General features: G+C 32.3%; 11 protein-coding genes. 4 read left to right on the forward strand and 7 right to left on the reverse strand.

Features of this window, described 5'->3' with window-relative positions:
- Nucleotides 1–100: 100 nt before the first annotated feature.
- The 4 genes from NEF87_RS23500 to NEF87_RS23515 form a co-directional block, all read right to left on the reverse strand.
- Nucleotides 101–328 carry a hypothetical protein gene (locus NEF87_RS23500; RefSeq protein ID WP_371803964.1) on the reverse strand — a complete coding sequence of 76 codons (228 nt, stop codon included), beginning with the start codon at nucleotides 326–328 and terminating at the stop codon, nucleotides 101–103.
- A 189-nt stretch (nucleotides 329–517) separates the two neighbouring features.
- Nucleotides 518–2047, reverse strand: coding sequence for a glycosyl hydrolase family 8 (locus NEF87_RS23505; RefSeq protein WP_457917746.1), 1530 nt, complete (start codon nucleotides 2045–2047; stop codon nucleotides 518–520).
- A gap of 201 nt (nucleotides 2048–2248) precedes the next feature.
- Nucleotides 2249–3496, reverse strand: a complete 1248-nt coding sequence (locus tag NEF87_RS23510; RefSeq protein WP_371803965.1) for a PH domain-containing protein — start codon at nucleotides 3494–3496, stop codon at nucleotides 2249–2251.
- Between the two features lie 23 nt (nucleotides 3497–3519).
- Entirely contained in the window at nucleotides 3520–4164 is a 645-nt protein-coding gene (locus tag NEF87_RS23515; RefSeq protein WP_457917747.1) for a PH domain-containing protein, read from the reverse strand.
- A 362-nt stretch (nucleotides 4165–4526) separates the two neighbouring features.
- On the opposite strand from NEF87_RS23515, the gene NEF87_RS23520 reads away from it, so the two are divergent.
- The 3 genes from NEF87_RS23520 to NEF87_RS23530 are packed head-to-tail and all read left to right on the forward strand — an operon-like array spanning nucleotide 4527 to nucleotide 12192.
- Nucleotides 4527–7799 carry a hypothetical protein gene (locus tag NEF87_RS23520; RefSeq protein ID WP_457917748.1) on the forward strand — a complete coding sequence of 1091 codons (3273 nt, stop codon included), beginning with the start codon at nucleotides 4527–4529 and terminating at the stop codon, nucleotides 7797–7799.
- Nucleotides 7800–7841: 42 nt separating this feature from the next.
- A complete protein-coding gene (locus NEF87_RS23525; protein WP_457917749.1) occupies nucleotides 7842–8888 on the forward strand; it encodes an ABC transporter ATP-binding protein in 1047 nt (348 codons plus the stop codon).
- A gap of 43 nt (nucleotides 8889–8931) precedes the next feature.
- Nucleotides 8932–12192, forward strand: a complete 3261-nt coding sequence (locus NEF87_RS23530; protein WP_457917750.1) for an ABC transporter permease — start codon at nucleotides 8932–8934, stop codon at nucleotides 12190–12192.
- A gap of 123 nt (nucleotides 12193–12315) precedes the next feature.
- Here the strand turns inward: NEF87_RS23530 and yciH are convergent, their stop codons facing one another.
- Complete coding sequence (gene yciH / locus NEF87_RS23535) at nucleotides 12316–12636, reverse strand: stress response translation initiation inhibitor YciH (RefSeq protein ID WP_371803967.1); 321 nt, start codon at nucleotides 12634–12636, stop codon at nucleotides 12316–12318.
- Between the two features lie 139 nt (nucleotides 12637–12775).
- Nucleotides 12776–15193, reverse strand: a complete 2418-nt coding sequence (locus NEF87_RS23540) for a DUF835 domain-containing protein (protein ID WP_457917751.1) — start codon at nucleotides 15191–15193, stop codon at nucleotides 12776–12778.
- Nucleotides 15194–15551: 358 nt separating this feature from the next.
- Between NEF87_RS23540 and NEF87_RS23545 the strand changes: the two genes are divergently transcribed.
- The gene (locus NEF87_RS23545; RefSeq protein WP_457917752.1) at nucleotides 15552–16925 is read left to right on the forward strand and encodes a right-handed parallel beta-helix repeat-containing protein; all 1374 of its coding nucleotides are present in this window, start codon (nucleotides 15552–15554) and stop codon (nucleotides 16923–16925) included.
- 186 nt (nucleotides 16926–17111) lie between these two features.
- Here NEF87_RS23545 and NEF87_RS23550 read toward each other — a convergent pair whose 3' ends face one another.
- Nucleotides 17112–17345: a hypothetical protein gene (locus NEF87_RS23550; protein WP_457917753.1), complete on the reverse strand. Its 234-nt coding sequence runs from the start codon at nucleotides 17343–17345 to the stop codon at nucleotides 17112–17114.
- Between the last annotated feature and the right edge of the window lie 9 nt (nucleotides 17346–17354).

Below are 17354 nucleotides of genomic sequence, written 5' to 3' on the forward strand. Positions count from 1 at the left end.
TAAAAGAACATTTCCTAAATCCTAAGAGAAAAAAAAGAAATATTTTGAAGTGATTTTTGGTATTCAATATGTGGTATTGATGGATATGCAATATTTTCATTCAAATACTATCAATTTTTATCTTGCTTTTTGGATCTACATCTTTGCTTTTATCATTTTGAATTTTCTGCACCAGACCTACAATTGCTGAGGTCCATAATACTCCAGAAAGTAATACTCCCGACCATATCGGTTGATTAAAAAAAATTATCAAAATTATACCACTAAATCCTAGAAGGAAAACCAAAATAATCCCAGGTGTGGATTTTGGTGTATTGAGTCTTGCCATAGGGAATATGTTTTTTTAGTAATATTTAAACTTCTAGGTGTCCAGCATATTGAGAAAATACTCATTAGTAACTCTTCCATATTGGAAAGGATATTATTAAGCCAAAAAAATTATAGATCTTAGCCAATTTCTGATTGAAATACGAGAAAGAAAAAATAGAAGGCGCGATTTTTAGCTTGGAGATAATATTCAATCAATAATATTCAGAGAAGCGACCATGGAATCAAGATTCCAGGATGCAATTCCGGAAATCCGCAGAAGAGCTAATAAAGAAAGATTATCTTCAAAATATTTTCCTGATCCCCCAATATTACCTTGATTGGCCATTATTGTGTCCCATCCGTTAGTAAGTTGAATTTCATTTCCAAAGTAGATATGGGTGGTCAATGCCATAACAAGATGTGAAAAATCATCCCAATTTTCCTCAAGTGGGGGTATTCCGGTTTCGATATCATAAAAACCTTTTAGGTTGCTTTGGTTTTCGAACCAAGAATGGTAGTCTCGAATATAGCGATCCACTTCAGAACCATTTACTTTTGATGAAAAATCCATATCTAAGATATTCCCGATTCTCCAAGGACATCGAACTGCATTTTGAGCTAAATCCCCATCATGGTTCCATTCTTCCCCTCCTTCCAGGAAATATCCTACTGATTCATAGGCTTTATACAATCCTTCACCATTAAAAGCTGGACCATTAGGTGCAGGAATAATAGATGTTCCATTATTCAAATGGTCTATCCACCCAAAATCAGGGACCATTGCGGAATGTATACCTGATGAACGTACATCTTCCAAATTGGAAATGGAATCTTGAAAGAGTTTTAGATACAATGATGCTTCATCAATAAATTCCAGCTTCAATAATATTTTGTGGAAAAACAATAAACGATCTAATCCATAATCTGAAAATCGGGTACTATATTTCAAATGACTGTTACTTAATAACTGGGATTTAATCCAGTCCCCAATTGTCAATACATATCGTCTATTTGGGGCATCGTGAATAATATTACGTGGTAATCCACGTATCAATAAATTCATCGCTGCATCAAAATATCTCGTTGTATTATCCTTTTGCTCCCAATTGAGATGGGCAAGCAACAAAGCATAACAGATATCAAGGTCTCCATCTGTGGCACTTCCTTGAATTGATACTTTCCCATATTGCGCGGGTGTAGGTACTAGCCATGCCATTAGCCCACTATTTGCAGGACTATTCTCGGATTTACATGCAAGGTATGTTTTAAATAATCCATCAAAATATTGGCGAGCAGAAATGTTGTTTACTATAGTTCCCGCCATGTAAACTGAAATTAACATTCCATAGGAAATTCCTTCGGAAGTAGAACAGTAATTATCTGGATCCAAATCCCCCGGAAAAATACTTCCTGTTTGATCAACATAATAGGCTCCCTCCATCCCTGAAATGGACCACGGTTTAAAATAAGCATTTACGTAATTTGTGTACCAAGATTGAAGATCTGAAACTCTCTTGTTTAAGGAATAGGGATAATGGGATATTCCTCTTTTCTCCCCAGTCATAGTCCAATTTTGTAGTGATTCATGATTTGAAAATGTGATAAATGCATCTGTGCTCAGAGACGAAGGAAGATCATCTTTTTCATTTGTCATATAAATATACACCGGGATTACTGTGCCAATAATAAGTAATGAGATGATAAATGCTCTAATTTTCCCTTTTTTTTTTAAAGTCATATTCCCATCTCTCTGATTTCAAATGACTCATTGTTAAAAAAATTTCAGTGAATTCTAATTTCAACATAAATTGTGATGAATTCTAATAATTTCATTCAAAATGATTAATCGATACAATAAATGGGAAGTTTCATTCAAGAAAAAATGATTCGTGTATAGTAAAATAGAAAAAAGTCAAATAATTGTCGATTTGATAAATCGCTAAGCACTAAAGTTTTCGGGATCATCGATTTCCATGAGTGGTGAATACAGTTTGCCTCGTTGATAATGGAGAACGATATTTCGTATATCATCCTTTTCTTGTGAGGCATTCTCAATTCCTTGGATACAAAGCAAATTACCCAATTTAGACACGTTTTCAAATCCTTTTGTGCCTATTTTCACTTGTCCAAAGTTTGCTACCCGTCCTACAGCCATCTGAAATATGGATATTTCACTTATTTTACCCATAATTGCATCCCGCTGGCGGATTGTGATAAATTTTTTAAACATAATTATTCTCCGGTCGGTTACATAGTAATCAAAGCCCTTTGAATGATATTTACTCACAACATACATGATGATAATCAAAGTTCCTATTAAAATCCCTACTGCTAAGAGAAGATTATCTACTGAGACCAAACCAAGTAATTCTGGGACAGCTTGAAAAATATATAGTCCCCCTGCCGCCAGTGGAACTAACATCTTGAAAAAGGAACTCGCCCGCTTCATTTTATAGGACTTATAAACTACTTCATCTGGATATAATTGAAGTTCTTGGGGATGTTGAATTGTTGTTCTTTCCAGCTCTGGGATATACAATTTCGGTATTTCCATTTCTGGATTTGCATAAAAGTCCATGATTCTTTTTATGAGTTTTTTCACCCGAAAAGGTTGGTGGATATTTAAAAATCCTCGCATTTGAATAACATTTTTGATATTTCCACCTTGAACGCCTCCCATCATTCCCTCATTGGAGCCTGTGATTATAAATAAATTTCCGATGTCAAACCATCTTCCAACAAATCCTTTTCGAAGAATAATATCAACAATATTGGTATAATCCACAGATCTCGCCCAACGTTGAAGAAAAGTATACCCGACAACAATACGCTTATTAGTAATTAAATATCTAAACGATGTGGCACCAATTACTTTAAAGATTATCATCACTATCGCTACTACCCCAAATAAAATAATTGATATAATTGCTACCAACCCATCGAAAACGGATAAAGCAAATGGAATTCCTATTGAAATTGCTGCAATAATGATGAAGGGTAAAGACACTTGAAAAATAGAATACTTAATATTTTGATAGCTTAAATATAATAGTTGTTCACCAGGTTCAAATCGAAATTCCGATTTGAAGGCATTATTATTAAAGAATCGCTCTTCAGCCTTTGGATTCCGTAAATCCATAAATTCTTGACCTAACGATGAGAAAAATTGCTCTTCTGTCTGCTCCATATAACATTCTCTCTCCAAATCTCTTATTCTTTAATATTTTCTTGATGATCTGGATCTTTTAAATTTTCTACTGTATTTTTGGCCCTTCGGTCATAGTATTTCTGGCGCATTTGATCTTGGTTTATACGAATTTGATCTAAAACTATATTTCTCACTTTAAAGACATCCATAATTCCTTCGATGGAAAACATTCCAAACTTGGTTGCCCCCATTTCTACTCCCGCTGTTACAGGTAATAATACGCCAAAATTAAAGATACGCCCCCAGAGCGACTGACGTAACACTAGATCAGTGATTCGTTTATATTCGATTTCCCTAAATAAGATGCCCAAAAACTTTCTTTGCATTATTATGCGTTTATTGGTGATGACATACATGTGCCCTTGCACAAACCATTTACCCACTAACATTGAAATCAGAAATATCCCTAACCATACATAGAAAAATATTAGGACAATAGTACCCATTACGCTCTTTATTGTGGGGAATGTCAACCCTAAAACTATTTGGATAACCAAAATAATGATCCATAAAATGCTATTATGTGCGATTTTTGGAATAAAATAGGAGTGGTTAGTTCTTTGAATTGTCTTAAAAACTTGTTCATCTTCTTCTAAATCAACGATATGATTTATTTCTGTTAAAATGGGATCCGCTTCTTCTGTCATTTTAATATTTCACTCAAAAGTTTCTCGTAATCACTAAATAGGATATCTCGCAGGAATATATGAGTGTTTCGCTAATTCATATAAGATGAGAAAAAAAGAGTTCCTTTTGATGAACTGAAAATCTTGGAAAAGGAATCAAATAATTTCGATGTTTTCTACCAAATACCCATCATTGAAGATGATTTTTAGCATTTTTCAAAATTGATCTACTTGAATTTCAATGAATTATCCTTTTATCATCCACCAGATGTGCATAATCCAATGTCTATTTGATGGAAATCAAAGCAATAAGTGAAGTAAGGAGCAAAGCTTTATAAATTGTGGGAGTTTGGTCTATTTATCAATAAGAGAAAATGAAAACCATGAAATTTTTGTTTCCTTTCTACGTGCGCTTATCACTTCAATGGATAAAAAAATCTTATCTTATTATTATTTCTGTAAGTGTGACGCTGTCCATGATTTTAGCAACAAATCTCGTCATTGAAAGCGGTATTTCTGAAGATTTTACGGCTCATATGGAAAATTCATCTGAGTTCATTATAGGGTCCCCTGAATCTACTACTATTATTCCCGAAAATATCGCTGCTGAACTTCAAGATTATGAAAATCGGGTTTTGTCAATTTCGCAAACTTCGGAAAAGAATTCAAAATTATTTAGTGACATTGATTCTTATAAATTTTTTATGATTCATGCAGGTTGGGGTAGTTTTGGTTTACGGGAAAACTATCCGATTTCAAAAGGGAGTTTTGACTTTGGAAGTTTGACATCAAGAATTAATTTTTTTGTCTATCCCGAAAATTATTATCGGACGGAGAGATTTGCCAAAAATTTCATATTAATGGAAGGCTCTTATCCCAAAACAGAAACTGAAGTATTAGTCCCTTATACCTATAATTTGCTGTGGAATTATCAAATTGGTGATGACTTTGATATGACTTATTTTGTTGGGGATTCATCTGTTACGGAATTTCGTCTTCAAGAAAATGGTTCTATTCAAATTGCATTTCCCAATCCAGATATCATTCAAAGAATTCATCTAAATTCCGTTAAAATTGTTGGATTTTATGTTTTTTCTTCCAGATTGATAGATATCCTTGGGGAGACCTATCAAATGGATTTAACCTATGAAAAAATTATGGGAGATGATTTAGGATCAAATAATTATGATGATACACCTCTCTTTTTCTATTCTAATTTTTCCCAATCAAGCATTGCGAACCATCCTGCTTACCATTTCTACGATACCATTTTCCAAAATAATTCTCTTTTTAATGCAGTTATGCATCAAACTTACAATATATTGGGTGATAGCAATATTTTTCATTCTGGAATTACATTAGCACGAAGTTTGGATGAGATAAATTATAATGATATCACTTCGTATGAAAATCAATTAAATCAAATTCATCAAGTCTTGCAAACGAGCTTCAAAACAGAAACTTATTTGAGAACTTATAGATATTCAATTAATAACCTTCGTTCTTATGTAGCCACTATGCGATTATATTCTTTTGCTATTAATCTCCCATTAATGATTTTTACTATCTTTATTGCTTTTTCCAGTATGCAAAATTGGAAGAAGTCACGCTTGGATAGTTTTTTACAATTGTCTATTAAAGGAATGACTAAAAAGCAAATTAGATCTCAAATGATTCTAGAAATCATTTCAATGAGTGTGATCTGTGTACTGATCAGCATTTTATTGAGTTTTATTCTATTTTTCCCTATAAGATCTACACTAATATCGTTGTTTTTTCCAACTTTATCTGTAAATCAAATTCAGATCACCATAAGTCCTTTTTGGAGTGCTTTTACCTTCTTATTTGCGTTTATTACTATTAGCATATCCTATAAGCATCTTTTTAAAACACTTAAAAAAACCGAAATACAAGATATTTATGAAAATCAAAATCAAGAATATCTTCTGGGAATTTATAATGAGAATACTACTTATGCTGAGAAAAAACCAAAAAAAAATTCAAAAAAACATAAAGAGAGTCAATATGAAGATAGTGTTGAAGAAACAGAGAAATCAAATCGAAAAATCTCCTACTTTCTCTTTCCCTTTATACTTGTTCCTTTATTTGTTTACGGTTTAGCCTTGTATTCTGCCAATCATGATCTTTCGAACGATTTATCTAATTTTGTCAATGATATTTTCCGTAGCGCTGGAGTGACAATGGTTTTTGCATTGATTTTACCTATTCTGATTGTGCTTTTTGGGATCTATCGGTTTTTGATTGTCGAATCACCTCGAAGATATGCTAAATTATGTTGCTTTCTATCTAAACCCTTAAATCGGGAGTTGAATTATTTGATGGGCTTGGAAATGATACGGAGGAAGGAATTTCGGTATATTATTATTATGCTGGTGGTTTTTCTTTCATCAACTTTCATTTTAAATCCATATTCTACTTCAAGTGCAAGTTATCCCAAAGTGATTGCTAATAGTTTGATTGGCGCCGATATCACTATCGAAATTCAATTTGATGAGACCAATTTGGGGAGTCAAATCAGTCATACTGCTTTTGATTCTCAAATCCAAAATATTTTCGATGAAGAGAATATTTCATTAGAACAACCTCTTTCAGTAGTTACTCAAAGAGCTGAAATTTATGCAAAATCAGGAAGCGAAACATTGGTACAAAGAAGGATTCACTATTTTAACTTCTCACAATTTCTCAAATTTAATTCCCATCAGAATAATCACTTTCCAAGCACAGTTTTGGATCAATCAATTGAAGATGTTGTTGAATACAATAAAGATCCTAATAGTTCGGATGTCGGGATTGTTTGTGGAAGCGCTTATGACTTCTATAAGGATCTGGAAGATTTTCCTCCCTTCGTTGTAAATATGACCTATTTCAATTCAAATTTAATGAAAATCGAATCGATCGAGTTAGAGTGTAAATTATTAGCACGAACGGATTCATTTTCACCTGTTAGTAATTACGAATCAGGGTATGATTATGGATGGGATCTATTTATTGACATTACTCACGTTTTACCATTTAATTGCACCCTTTTAGCCCAAGAATATGTTTTTTTGGGAAATAAAATGGATAAAAGCGACGATTCCATTTTAAACAATGATAAATTAACTGAATTCCTTGAAACGGAAACGAAGCAGTATGATATTAATGAAGTGGATTATCAATATATGCAATACAGCACCTCTTTTGCTCTATTTAAAACAAAATTAGGATATTCTCTTTATTCGTTATTATTACTCGCATTTAGTTTAACTATCAGTCAGGGTATAATGTTTATACATAGCACACGTAACAATTTTGTGTTTTATGGGCATTTACTAACTCGAGGGGTAAGTAGAAAACAAGTATACTTATTTGGTTTAGGACAATTACTCCTTATGTTCTTTTTGGCAACGATAATTACTCTTATTACTACTACTCTTCCAATAATACTTGCTTTAAAGGTGTTACCCGGGCAGATCGTAGCACAAGATACCTATAGATATGAATGGGCAATTGGAAAATATCCTGTTTTGCTCAACTGGCCCTTATTAGGGATCAATGTTTTCATTATTTTCTTAGGAACCATAATTCTTTATTCAGTTTTTATCAAATCCCATAAAACAGAATCCTTTTTTGAACATACAAAACAACAAAACTAACATGAATTCTAAAAAAAATCAAAATAAAAAATGATGACAATCATGGAAGATACAGCAATAAATAGTCTAGAAAATACCCCAAAATCACCCATTGCCCAACTGGACGAGGTCTACAAGATATTCAAGAGTGGATCAAATGAAATAATGGCTTTAAAAAACATTAACTTGAAAATTTATCCCGGAGAACTGATAGTTATTATGGGCCCGAGTGGATCTGGAAAAACAACCCTCTTACATGTCTTGGCTGGAATAACTCGCCCATCATCTGGCACAATCATAGTAAATGATTTGGAAGTCCATCGATTAAAAGATCAAGGTATACAAGATCTCCTACAAAATCATATCGGAATTATTTTCCAATTCTTCAACCTAATTCCTACTCTTTCTGCAGCAGGAAATGTTGAAATGCCAATGATTGTTTCTAAAGTGAATAAAAAAACGCGGAAAGAGAGGGTCAATTTACTATTAGATGAAGTTGAAATGCTTGATCGTGCCAACCATCGTCCTTATGCCCTTTCAGGTGGGGAAAAGCAAAGAATTGCCATTGCTCAGGCCTTTGCTAATGATCCTGAATTAATTTTAGCCGATGAACCAACAGGTAATGTAGATTCGATTTCAGCCGAAAAAATAATGAGTTATTTTAAGAAAGTATTGATCGATAATCCTGAAAAATCAATGGTAATTGTAACTCATGATAGTGCTTTCCGCAAAATTGCAGATCGAACAATGATCTTGAAGGATGGCGAGATTGTAAAGGAATATGGGCGTTTAGATCAAAAGCCCCTTCAAGATAATTTTGAAGGGGAAAATGAAACAACTATTGCTTCCATTACTAAAAAACAAGAAGAAGCTAATTTAATAATAAATGGAGCGAAAAATTATCCTTTATTTAAAGATATTAAGGATTGTCCCCTCTGTCATTCGAAAAATATCTTAAAAAATTATGATAAGGACGGAGGTGCTATGTATTATCAAAATCAGCAAATTGTAAGTCGAATTTCGATAGCTTGTCGTGAGTGTAACGAAATATCCTATCAATTTGGAGGGATTTTTGATCTTAAACGGGATCTCCATGACCCAAATAAATAGAAATCATTTTTTAGGAATGAAGTAAAAAAAAAATCTGATCACTATGTCAATCAAGTTTAAATACACTTTATCTCAAGCGCTTCAAGCCATTCGACGTTCTCCTCTACTTATTATTGGTTTAGCTTCAATATTGGCAATGATAAGTGTTATGAATATTTATGTATACAATGCAAGAAATTACCAAATTGAAAATTTTGAATCTAGCTATTTTGAAATAGGAATTTACAACTCTACTGAGGATGCCTCCCATATTGCTTTCAATCATGATATTTTTGGAAGTAATTTTATTCAAATCGATCAACAGATTAAATCTAGTTTTTCGATTGAATCCAGCAATCCGCTTTATTATTTAACCAATGATAATTTACAATTAGCCATCAACAAAAGCGGAAATTTAGACAGATCGGATGATTTAGCATTAATGTTCTCAGATATCAATTTTTATAATTCAGATCATTTTGATCGATATTTTGAACTTTATGATGGAAGAAGACCGCAAAATACATCAGAATATATTATTGACATTGTTTCAGCCGTAAAACTTGGGTTTCATGAAAGTACGGAAGATTACTTGCCATTTGCTTTTCTAGATAAACAAAATGCTTCGATAATTGTAGATACATTGAATATAAATCAAACCAATGGAAAAATTGTTGGTATTTTTATACCTAAACAAACCTTGGTAAAATTTTTTGACTACTCCCCTGCAAAGTTGACATATTCTCAAGATTATAGTTCTGTTGACTCATTTCAACATGCTACTCTCCAAGAATGGAAAAATGCCATCATTATGGGTCTGATCGATTTTGATTTCAATTATAACAATCCAGTAATAACCCAACTTAATTCATCATATAACAATTTACCTATTAATTCTACGCAATCTTGGGTGTGTGTGAGTGCAATGGGCTACCATTATGACCGGAGTACAATCAATATTAATAGCATTTCCCGAGAAGAAAAAGTTTTTCATGATAAATGGTTTCAATTGTATAATTTGTTTGAACATGATACAAAAATCTTTACGACAAGTATGTATGAGCTATTTTATGATTCATTAGAAAATGCACGCAATTTATATGTTTATCAGATAATGAATATTCCGTTGTTGATTTGTGCGGTGCTAATAGGGCAGATCCTAGTTAAGGCTTCCTTTTCCTCCCGCTTAATTTCTTACAACCATGCTTTAATAAAAGGATATCCCCGAAAAATGATCAATAATCAATTAATCTGGGAAATCATCTGTATGGGTACAATTGTCGGGATTTTAAGTGTTGTATTTAGCTGGATAATTTACAGACCGGTTCAAAATACTTTGAATCCACTCATCGGATCAAGTACATTTACAAGTTTTGGAAATGATACTGGATATTATGAAAATGTTCGTTTATTCGCCCCAGAAGCATATTTGAAGTTTTCTTTAACTGTTGGTTTGGTTCTTGGAATCATAGCTATAGGAATTCTACTCTGCGCGGTGATTTATGCAAAACTAATTTATCATTTCAATCAAATGAAACGGTATGAAATCGCTGATTCCTTGGAACAATTTGAATTGAATTCTCTATTAAGTGAAAACTTGTTAATTTCTCAAAACAAAAAAAAGAAGAAGAAGCAAAACAAGGCTGAGAAAAAACTCCAAGAAAAGTCTAACGATTCCCCGAAAATTGAAGAAAATAAATATAAATCTGTTGATTATGAATATTCTAAAGGAATCAAAAAATTTGGATTAGTTGTATTTTTAATTGGTTGGGTTCCAATATTATTAATTCTTTTTATTCAGCTGGGATATTATTCTGAAATTGATCGGATTGCATATGCGGCTCAAAAAATGAATGAATATAATAAGTATTTTGTATTTCCCGCTTTTTTCAGTCCATTTGTTATAATTTATGGCATAGTTCGATGGCTTTTATTTGAAAAACCTCTCTTTTATGCGAATATTTGTGAAAAATTCACCGGGTTGTTCCTAGGTGAAAAAGGGGTGCTAAATGCACTTGAAACACTGCGATTTAAAAATCTTAAAAAAATATCTCTAATTTTAGCTGTGATTTCTGGATCTTTTATATTTTGTAATTTAGCATTGAATTCTTCAATGATCTCAAAACCCACACTACAAAATGTCATAATTGGAGGGGATTTTAATATTCAAGCTACTAACACCCGGAACTATATGGAAGAAGGAAATCAAACAATCCTTTTTGATGATTTGATCACCATTGAAAAAATAATTTCGAATCAATCCTATTATTCTGATGATTACATGGATGTGGCTACCAATTCTCTGATATCTTTAAGTGATATTAGCTCCGCTAATTATGGATTTGATACTATTGTTTTGACTAATTTTTCCAAGTATTGTCATGTCGCTCAATCTCGGCAAGTTCAGTCAATTATTCCAAATTTATATTCCAAATTACAGAAAACTCTTCTGTATAATGATCAAAATTCGGAATACATTGGAGTATTAGTTACTGATAGATTTTTAAATTATTATCAATATGAAGTTGGTGCTATTTTCACAATAAACCCAGAGTTGTTTCCATTTAGCGAAAATTTTGCTTCGCAAGAATTGATCTCGCTAAAAATTATTGATTCCATAGAAACTATCCCTGGTCTATTAAGGGGTTATTCTTATGATTATCAAATTTTGGCTGATTTTTCCAATTTTGTGTCCATTGGGGAAGAATTAACTTACGATTCATTGAATTTTATTGGAACCCTAAATTCTACGAATACGGATAGTTATAGGGAAATCATATTCCAAGATGTTTGTCCCATGGAAGAAGTTGCATTCCGCTATTCTGATCCTCTTTATTTAAATGTTGCTACTGAAGTTGATGATGGAACTACACGTATCTTTTCTCCTAAAGGTGATACAAAAGAAATATATCTTCTCTATATCGAATCGGCAATATTACTTATTTTTCTAGTAATTAGTATTGTAATTTTGATACTGCAATATCGTAAAGAAAATCGAGGTTATCATGGTTTATTGCTGGTTCAAGGATTCGGAAAAAAGAACCTATCAATGCTTGTTATTGCACAGCTGATATTTGTTATTTTTTCCACGCTCTTTATAGGTTTACTTGTCGGTTTTTCTGCAGGTGGAATGTGGACTGTAAGTTACTTAAGGTTAGAGTCATTTAATGGTGTTTCCAATCTCAATTTACCAATAGTTTTCAATTTAAAAGAATTTTTGTTTGTAATTGGGGTTCTTTTAAGCGGTACTTTCCTTTTTATGGGTGTTTTACTTTTTACAGATCGGAAGAAGGAATATGCACAATATTTATCTCATGAAGAATAGTTAACATTTCATGAAATTTTTTCATTTTATCTCTAATTTTTCTTTGAACTCGATGGATGTCCATTCAAATAAGATGAGAAAAAAAGAGTTCCTTTTGAAAAACTGAAAATCTATAATGAGGATTTAGATGATCTCGATGTTTTCTTCTGAATAACCGATATTAAGAAGGAATTTTAGCAATTTTTGCCGATGGTCACCTTGGACTTCAATGGTGTGCCCTTTTACGGTTCCACCCGATGCACAATAACCTTTGGCTTTTTTAGCTATTTTTTTGAGATTCGCACCACCGAAATTAGCGAAGTTAATAACGCTCATGGCCTTACCCCATTTTCTTTTATCCACATAGATTGTGATTTTCTGCTCTTCTTGCGCAAGCGATTCGCATACGCACAGTTCTGTTGGTAAACTGCATTTTGGACAAATTCCAATTAACGATTTTGGCATTATAAAATATTAGGTTTTTATCCCTTTTATAGTATCGTGCAATATTTGATGCTTATATGTAAAGAAATACATTGGGATGAAAAAAACGCATTTACTTAACAAGAAAATTTTAAAACTTAACTTTAAAAATCTTATTCAATTATTTCCATACTTCAGCAATTTTAGTTAGAATTCCCAATTCTTTAGGATTGATAATATGTGGATCAATAATTATCATGAGAATTCCATTATTTATTGTGGCTTGGTCACTTAGCGATTCCAAGAGTTTGCATACCATGGAAAACGGATGGTAGTTCATCAAGTACTCAAGACCTTCAAATAGGACGAGATTGATCTTATCATTCGGGTGAACGGACAATTGTTGATCTTTGAATGTGGTAGCTCTTATCTGAAGGACTTTTTTAGTCATGTAAAAAATAAGCTCTGGTTTGGGAGGAAGGAATAGTTGAGTTTCATCTATAATACTTGTATTCATCCATAAAATTCGCCCACAAGATATTCCAAATTTCGATTTGAGATGATTGGGGGCTTTTCGACTAATGATTACTTTATTGAAGAATTCATTAGAAATTTGGGAGAAAATGTGCATAGGTTTTGAAATATCATTTTTTAAGAAAAGATATGTCTTTCCAGAATCCAGTTTTTTGTTAATATCAGCGGATTGGTGTTTTCTCACCTGAGAAAGAATTTTCTTACGTTGAATTAAAACAGTCGAACCTACAATTCCTATAAGGGATCCCCATAAATAATTGAATTGCGATCGATTTTCAATTAATGCTCCTGAATCGGGAGAATTATCTGATATTGTTGTGTTTAATTGAGTTTCTGTTGAGGTTGTCATAGTCGAGTGAGAATCTGTAATTGATGAAACGAAGCCATCTTCAATTACGAAACTTCCCATTGTTGGAGGACTCATATTTCCTCCTTCATCAACTTGATATAACCAGAAGTAAAATTGCCCTTCAATTAGACCAGTAATGGAATAATGACTATTGTTTCCATCCAGATTGAGGATGGTAATATTGAATAATAGGCTCTCTGTATTTGCCAAATTTCTATCTGTGGAGATAATTAGAAGGTAATGATGTATTCCTCCAAGATCATAACCATCTTCCCAGTCGAATTCAATGATATTACCTGGTTGGCCTACAATGTTCATTGATAATTCTGGTGAAGGTGGGGGAGTAGAATCAACTAGTTTCAGTTGGTTATTATAACTTCTCCATGAAAAATCGATATATTGGACAAAAATAGTAAAATCTGAAGTGCCTATTTTAATTGGGATAACATCAAACCATTGCCATAACCATTCTTGTTCCGTAGATTCAAGGGAATAGTTTTGGTTTTCAAATTGAATCTTCAATTGGAGGACTGTTGATAGTTCCGCTGGAATAATGGTAATATTTTGCAGATTTTCAATCTCCTGGTCTAAATTAGAGATTTGGATTCCATAATTTATGGGTGGATGTGTTTCCTCATCACCAAATTCATATGATAATATATAGGAATTGTTACTTGGAATGGCGAAATTGTCAAAAACGGATTCAGATTCACCGTTACAAAATATTCCAATGATTCCGGATTCTAAAATGTATGTATTGGTGATATTGAGTTGAAGAATTGAATCGAGAAATATTTCTATACGTTCTTCTTGGTACTTGATTGCGAGATTATACCAGACATTTGATAATAATTCCGATTCCGGTTTTCCATTTGATGAAACAAATTCAATTCCACTGGAAGTTCCTTTACCTATGGCAGTGTGAAAATTCCACAAACCTAAGCCTGCTATCAAAAATTTATTTTTATTTATTCCTCGAAAAATGATTCCAACCTCAAAATCATCCCCCCTACTAAGAATATCCAACTGAATTTGTCCATTTTGCGAAGAATAATCTTGATAATAGGATATTCGTTCATTTTGATATGTGTCTAAGTTTGCGGGATTTTCATGATATTGTTGTTCTAGCACATACCAGTTTTCTTCTATGCCGGTCCAGTCCTCAACCACTCCATCTGGTTGACTAAAATCATCATAAACCTCTGAATCCATCTCCAATAATTGGGGAAATGTCATAGCATGTGGATTTCCATAATAAAGATAATGATTTTGAACGGGATTTTCTTCTTCAATTGTGGTTTCAATTTGAAAAGCAATAACAGTCTTCGTTGTATTAAATGCTGTCTGATTTTTATACTCCAAATTATGGTAATATGAATTCTCGGCATCAAACCAAATGATACGTAGATCTAATCCCTTGAAATTCATTTTTCTATCTGCAATTAATTGTTTAGTATTCAACTCGATTTGAATCAATGATTTGTTTGGAATTTGAAAGGAATTGGGATTATCTAAATTTAGTGCTTGTCGATAATTGAATGAGTAATTCCACCATGCTGTAGGTATATTTGATGCTATTGGAGAAGATGGTTGTGGTATATAAGAAGAAGTATTTATCGATTCCGCTGAATTATTTTGGATAAATGGAGAAACCATACTTAGAAGCACACATGGTGCTAAAAGTAAATACACTAGTTTGAATCGCTGAAAATCCATATCGACATTCTCCAATGAAATTAATAATCCGATAGTGGGCAGCTTAGGGAGATTTTCTCTCTTTATAGGACATATCAATATGGTTGATCGCTATCAAGATTTAGGTCACTTACCGAGATAAAGAATAAATAGGTTGACTCTTGGAATAAATGCTATTTTTTTTTGGAATAACTTTCAATTAAAAGGATGACTGATTTGTAGGTTTTCTTAAGAAAAAAGACGAATATTTCTGTAGATTTTGTTTAAATCCTACGTTAAAATGTACGTTAATATCTCATAAAAGGATTGCAACAGAAGAAAAAAAATAGTCATTATCAATATTATTTTATAAAAATAAATCCGTATTGCACTGATCTCAATGCGACCTAAAATCATATATTGTATCCTAAAGCCAAAACTGAGTGTTATAATACTTTTTTTATTAACTATTAATTTGATTTCAGTCTCCTTTGATTATTCAAACAATTCTCTCGGGGAAGAATTTCAAGATGAATTTTTAGATAATAATGAGAAATTGAGTGAATCTATGTTATATTCAAGCAATTCGTTTCATGATCCCATTTTTATAAATGGGAGTGACTGGAAATCATGGTGTGATGCTGTGACTGGAAATGGGACTGTTGAAAATCCATATATAATCGCAAATCTTTCCATTGTAGCGAGTGAGTCCGATGGGATATCCATTCATAATTCAAACGCAAATGGGAAAATATATAATTGCACAATTATGACTGCAAAAATGGGTGTTGTTATTAATAATACTTCAAATTGCTATATTTCTCAGAATAATATATCAAATTGTATGGAAGATGGAATTTTTTGTTATAATTCTTCATTTAATTGCTTTATTGAAAATAATGTTGTTCAGAATTGTGGTTTTGGTGGCATAACAATTGTTCTTGCTTCTTGTGTAAGTTTGGAGGGTAACAAAATTCAAAATAATCCTTCTCATGGAATTAGTCTAACTTATGTATCAAACAGTATTGTTAGAAATAATAACATTTCTCGTATTTCAGGTTTTGGTTTCATTTTTTCCAATCTAAGTAATTGCTCAATTGAAAATAATGGAGTTGTTGAAAATAATGGGGATGGTTTGTTAATATTTGATTCAATATATGTTAATATTTTTCAGAATATTGTTTCAAATAACATCGGGGAAGGGATTGGTGTTTATACATCTGAATTTTGCGTTTTATCAAACAACACCGCCAAGTATAATTATTTTTCTGGAATCAAACTTGGTTTTTTTGTAAATCACAGTCAAATCTATAATAATACACTTCATAAAAATCGAATTGAGGGAATTCCAGTTCGAGGGTTTAATAATACTTTATTTAGCAACCTATTTATTTCCTTCATCATCCCTTCCTTTGTGATGTCAAAAACTATTGTGGTTATTAATGAAAAAGTAAGTTTTATCGATACATCTCGTTTTGGCTATCTACCTTTTCAATATTTGTGGGATTTTGGAGATAACTTTTTTTCTTCAGAACAACATCCATATCATACCTATACAAAAATTGGGGATTACAATGTTTCTTTAACAGTGGTTGATAGTGATGGGGATGAAGCATCTTTTCAGATGGAGATCCTAGTGATTAATGATGATATTTCTTCAAATTCTGATCCGATATCTAGCCCATTAGGTAGTACAATGGTAGGCTACATCGTTGGAGTGTCGCTTTTAGTACTTTCATTTATATTAGTAATGTTGTGGAGAAGAAAAATGTAAGTTCAAAAGGATTAAAAATAATAAAACTACTTTATTTTTTCGTGCAAAGGTACAAAAAAATAAATGATTTTTAGCTCAGTTTTTTTCTATCTTATAGTGAATTGTCATTAGTTTTTTTATTCGAGTAATTGGTAAAAGATGATTGATATACTCTCAGAAATATGTGAATTTAAAGATCACTGTTATTTAACTACTTCTTCTGAAATTTTGCAATAAAAAACCTGCAGTGTTGTAGATGTGTGGCTGGAGTTGGCTCATTTTTATTGATGAGCGGTTCATTTTTTTATAAGTTGGAGAAAACCAAGAAGGTAATTTCAAAAAGTTAATTTTTTCTTGGATTTTTTCCATTTGCAGTTCTCTCTCTTCTGGATATAAGCTGCATGTGGAGTAGACAACGATACCATTTGGTTTGTAAATCAAAAGAAAGAA

This window comes from Candidatus Lokiarchaeum ossiferum, assembly GCA_025839675.1.
In the GTDB taxonomy this organism is placed as follows: Archaea; Asgardarchaeota; Lokiarchaeia; order Sigyniarchaeales; family Promethearchaeaceae; genus Lokiarchaeum; species Lokiarchaeum ossiferum.

What these genes read in the sequence shown, in the direction of transcription:
- NEF87_RS23500 (WP_371803964.1), bottom strand. Translation starts at nt 328, where the DNA reads ATGGCAAGACTCAATACACCAAAATCCACACCTGGGATTATTTTGGTT.
- NEF87_RS23505 (WP_457917746.1), bottom strand. Translation starts at nt 2,047, where the DNA reads ATGACTTTAAAAAAAAAAGGGAAAATTAGAGCATTTATCATCTCATTA.
- NEF87_RS23510 (WP_371803965.1), bottom strand. Translation starts at nt 3,496, where the DNA reads ATGGAGCAGACAGAAGAGCAATTTTTCTCATCGTTAGGTCAAGAATTT.
- NEF87_RS23515 (WP_457917747.1), bottom strand. Translation starts at nt 4,164, where the DNA reads ATGACAGAAGAAGCGGATCCCATTTTAACAGAAATAAATCATATCGTT.
- NEF87_RS23520 (WP_457917748.1), top strand. Translation starts at nt 4,527, where the DNA reads ATGAAATTTTTGTTTCCTTTCTACGTGCGCTTATCACTTCAATGGATA.
- NEF87_RS23525 (WP_457917749.1), top strand. Translation starts at nt 7,842, where the DNA reads ATGGAAGATACAGCAATAAATAGTCTAGAAAATACCCCAAAATCACCC.
- NEF87_RS23530 (WP_457917750.1), top strand. Translation starts at nt 8,932, where the DNA reads ATGTCAATCAAGTTTAAATACACTTTATCTCAAGCGCTTCAAGCCATT.
- yciH (WP_371803967.1), bottom strand. Translation starts at nt 12,636, where the DNA reads ATGCCAAAATCGTTAATTGGAATTTGTCCAAAATGCAGTTTACCAACA.
- NEF87_RS23540 (WP_457917751.1), bottom strand. Translation starts at nt 15,193, where the DNA reads ATGGATTTTCAGCGATTCAAACTAGTGTATTTACTTTTAGCACCATGT.
- NEF87_RS23545 (WP_457917752.1), top strand. Translation starts at nt 15,552, where the DNA reads ATGCGACCTAAAATCATATATTGTATCCTAAAGCCAAAACTGAGTGTT.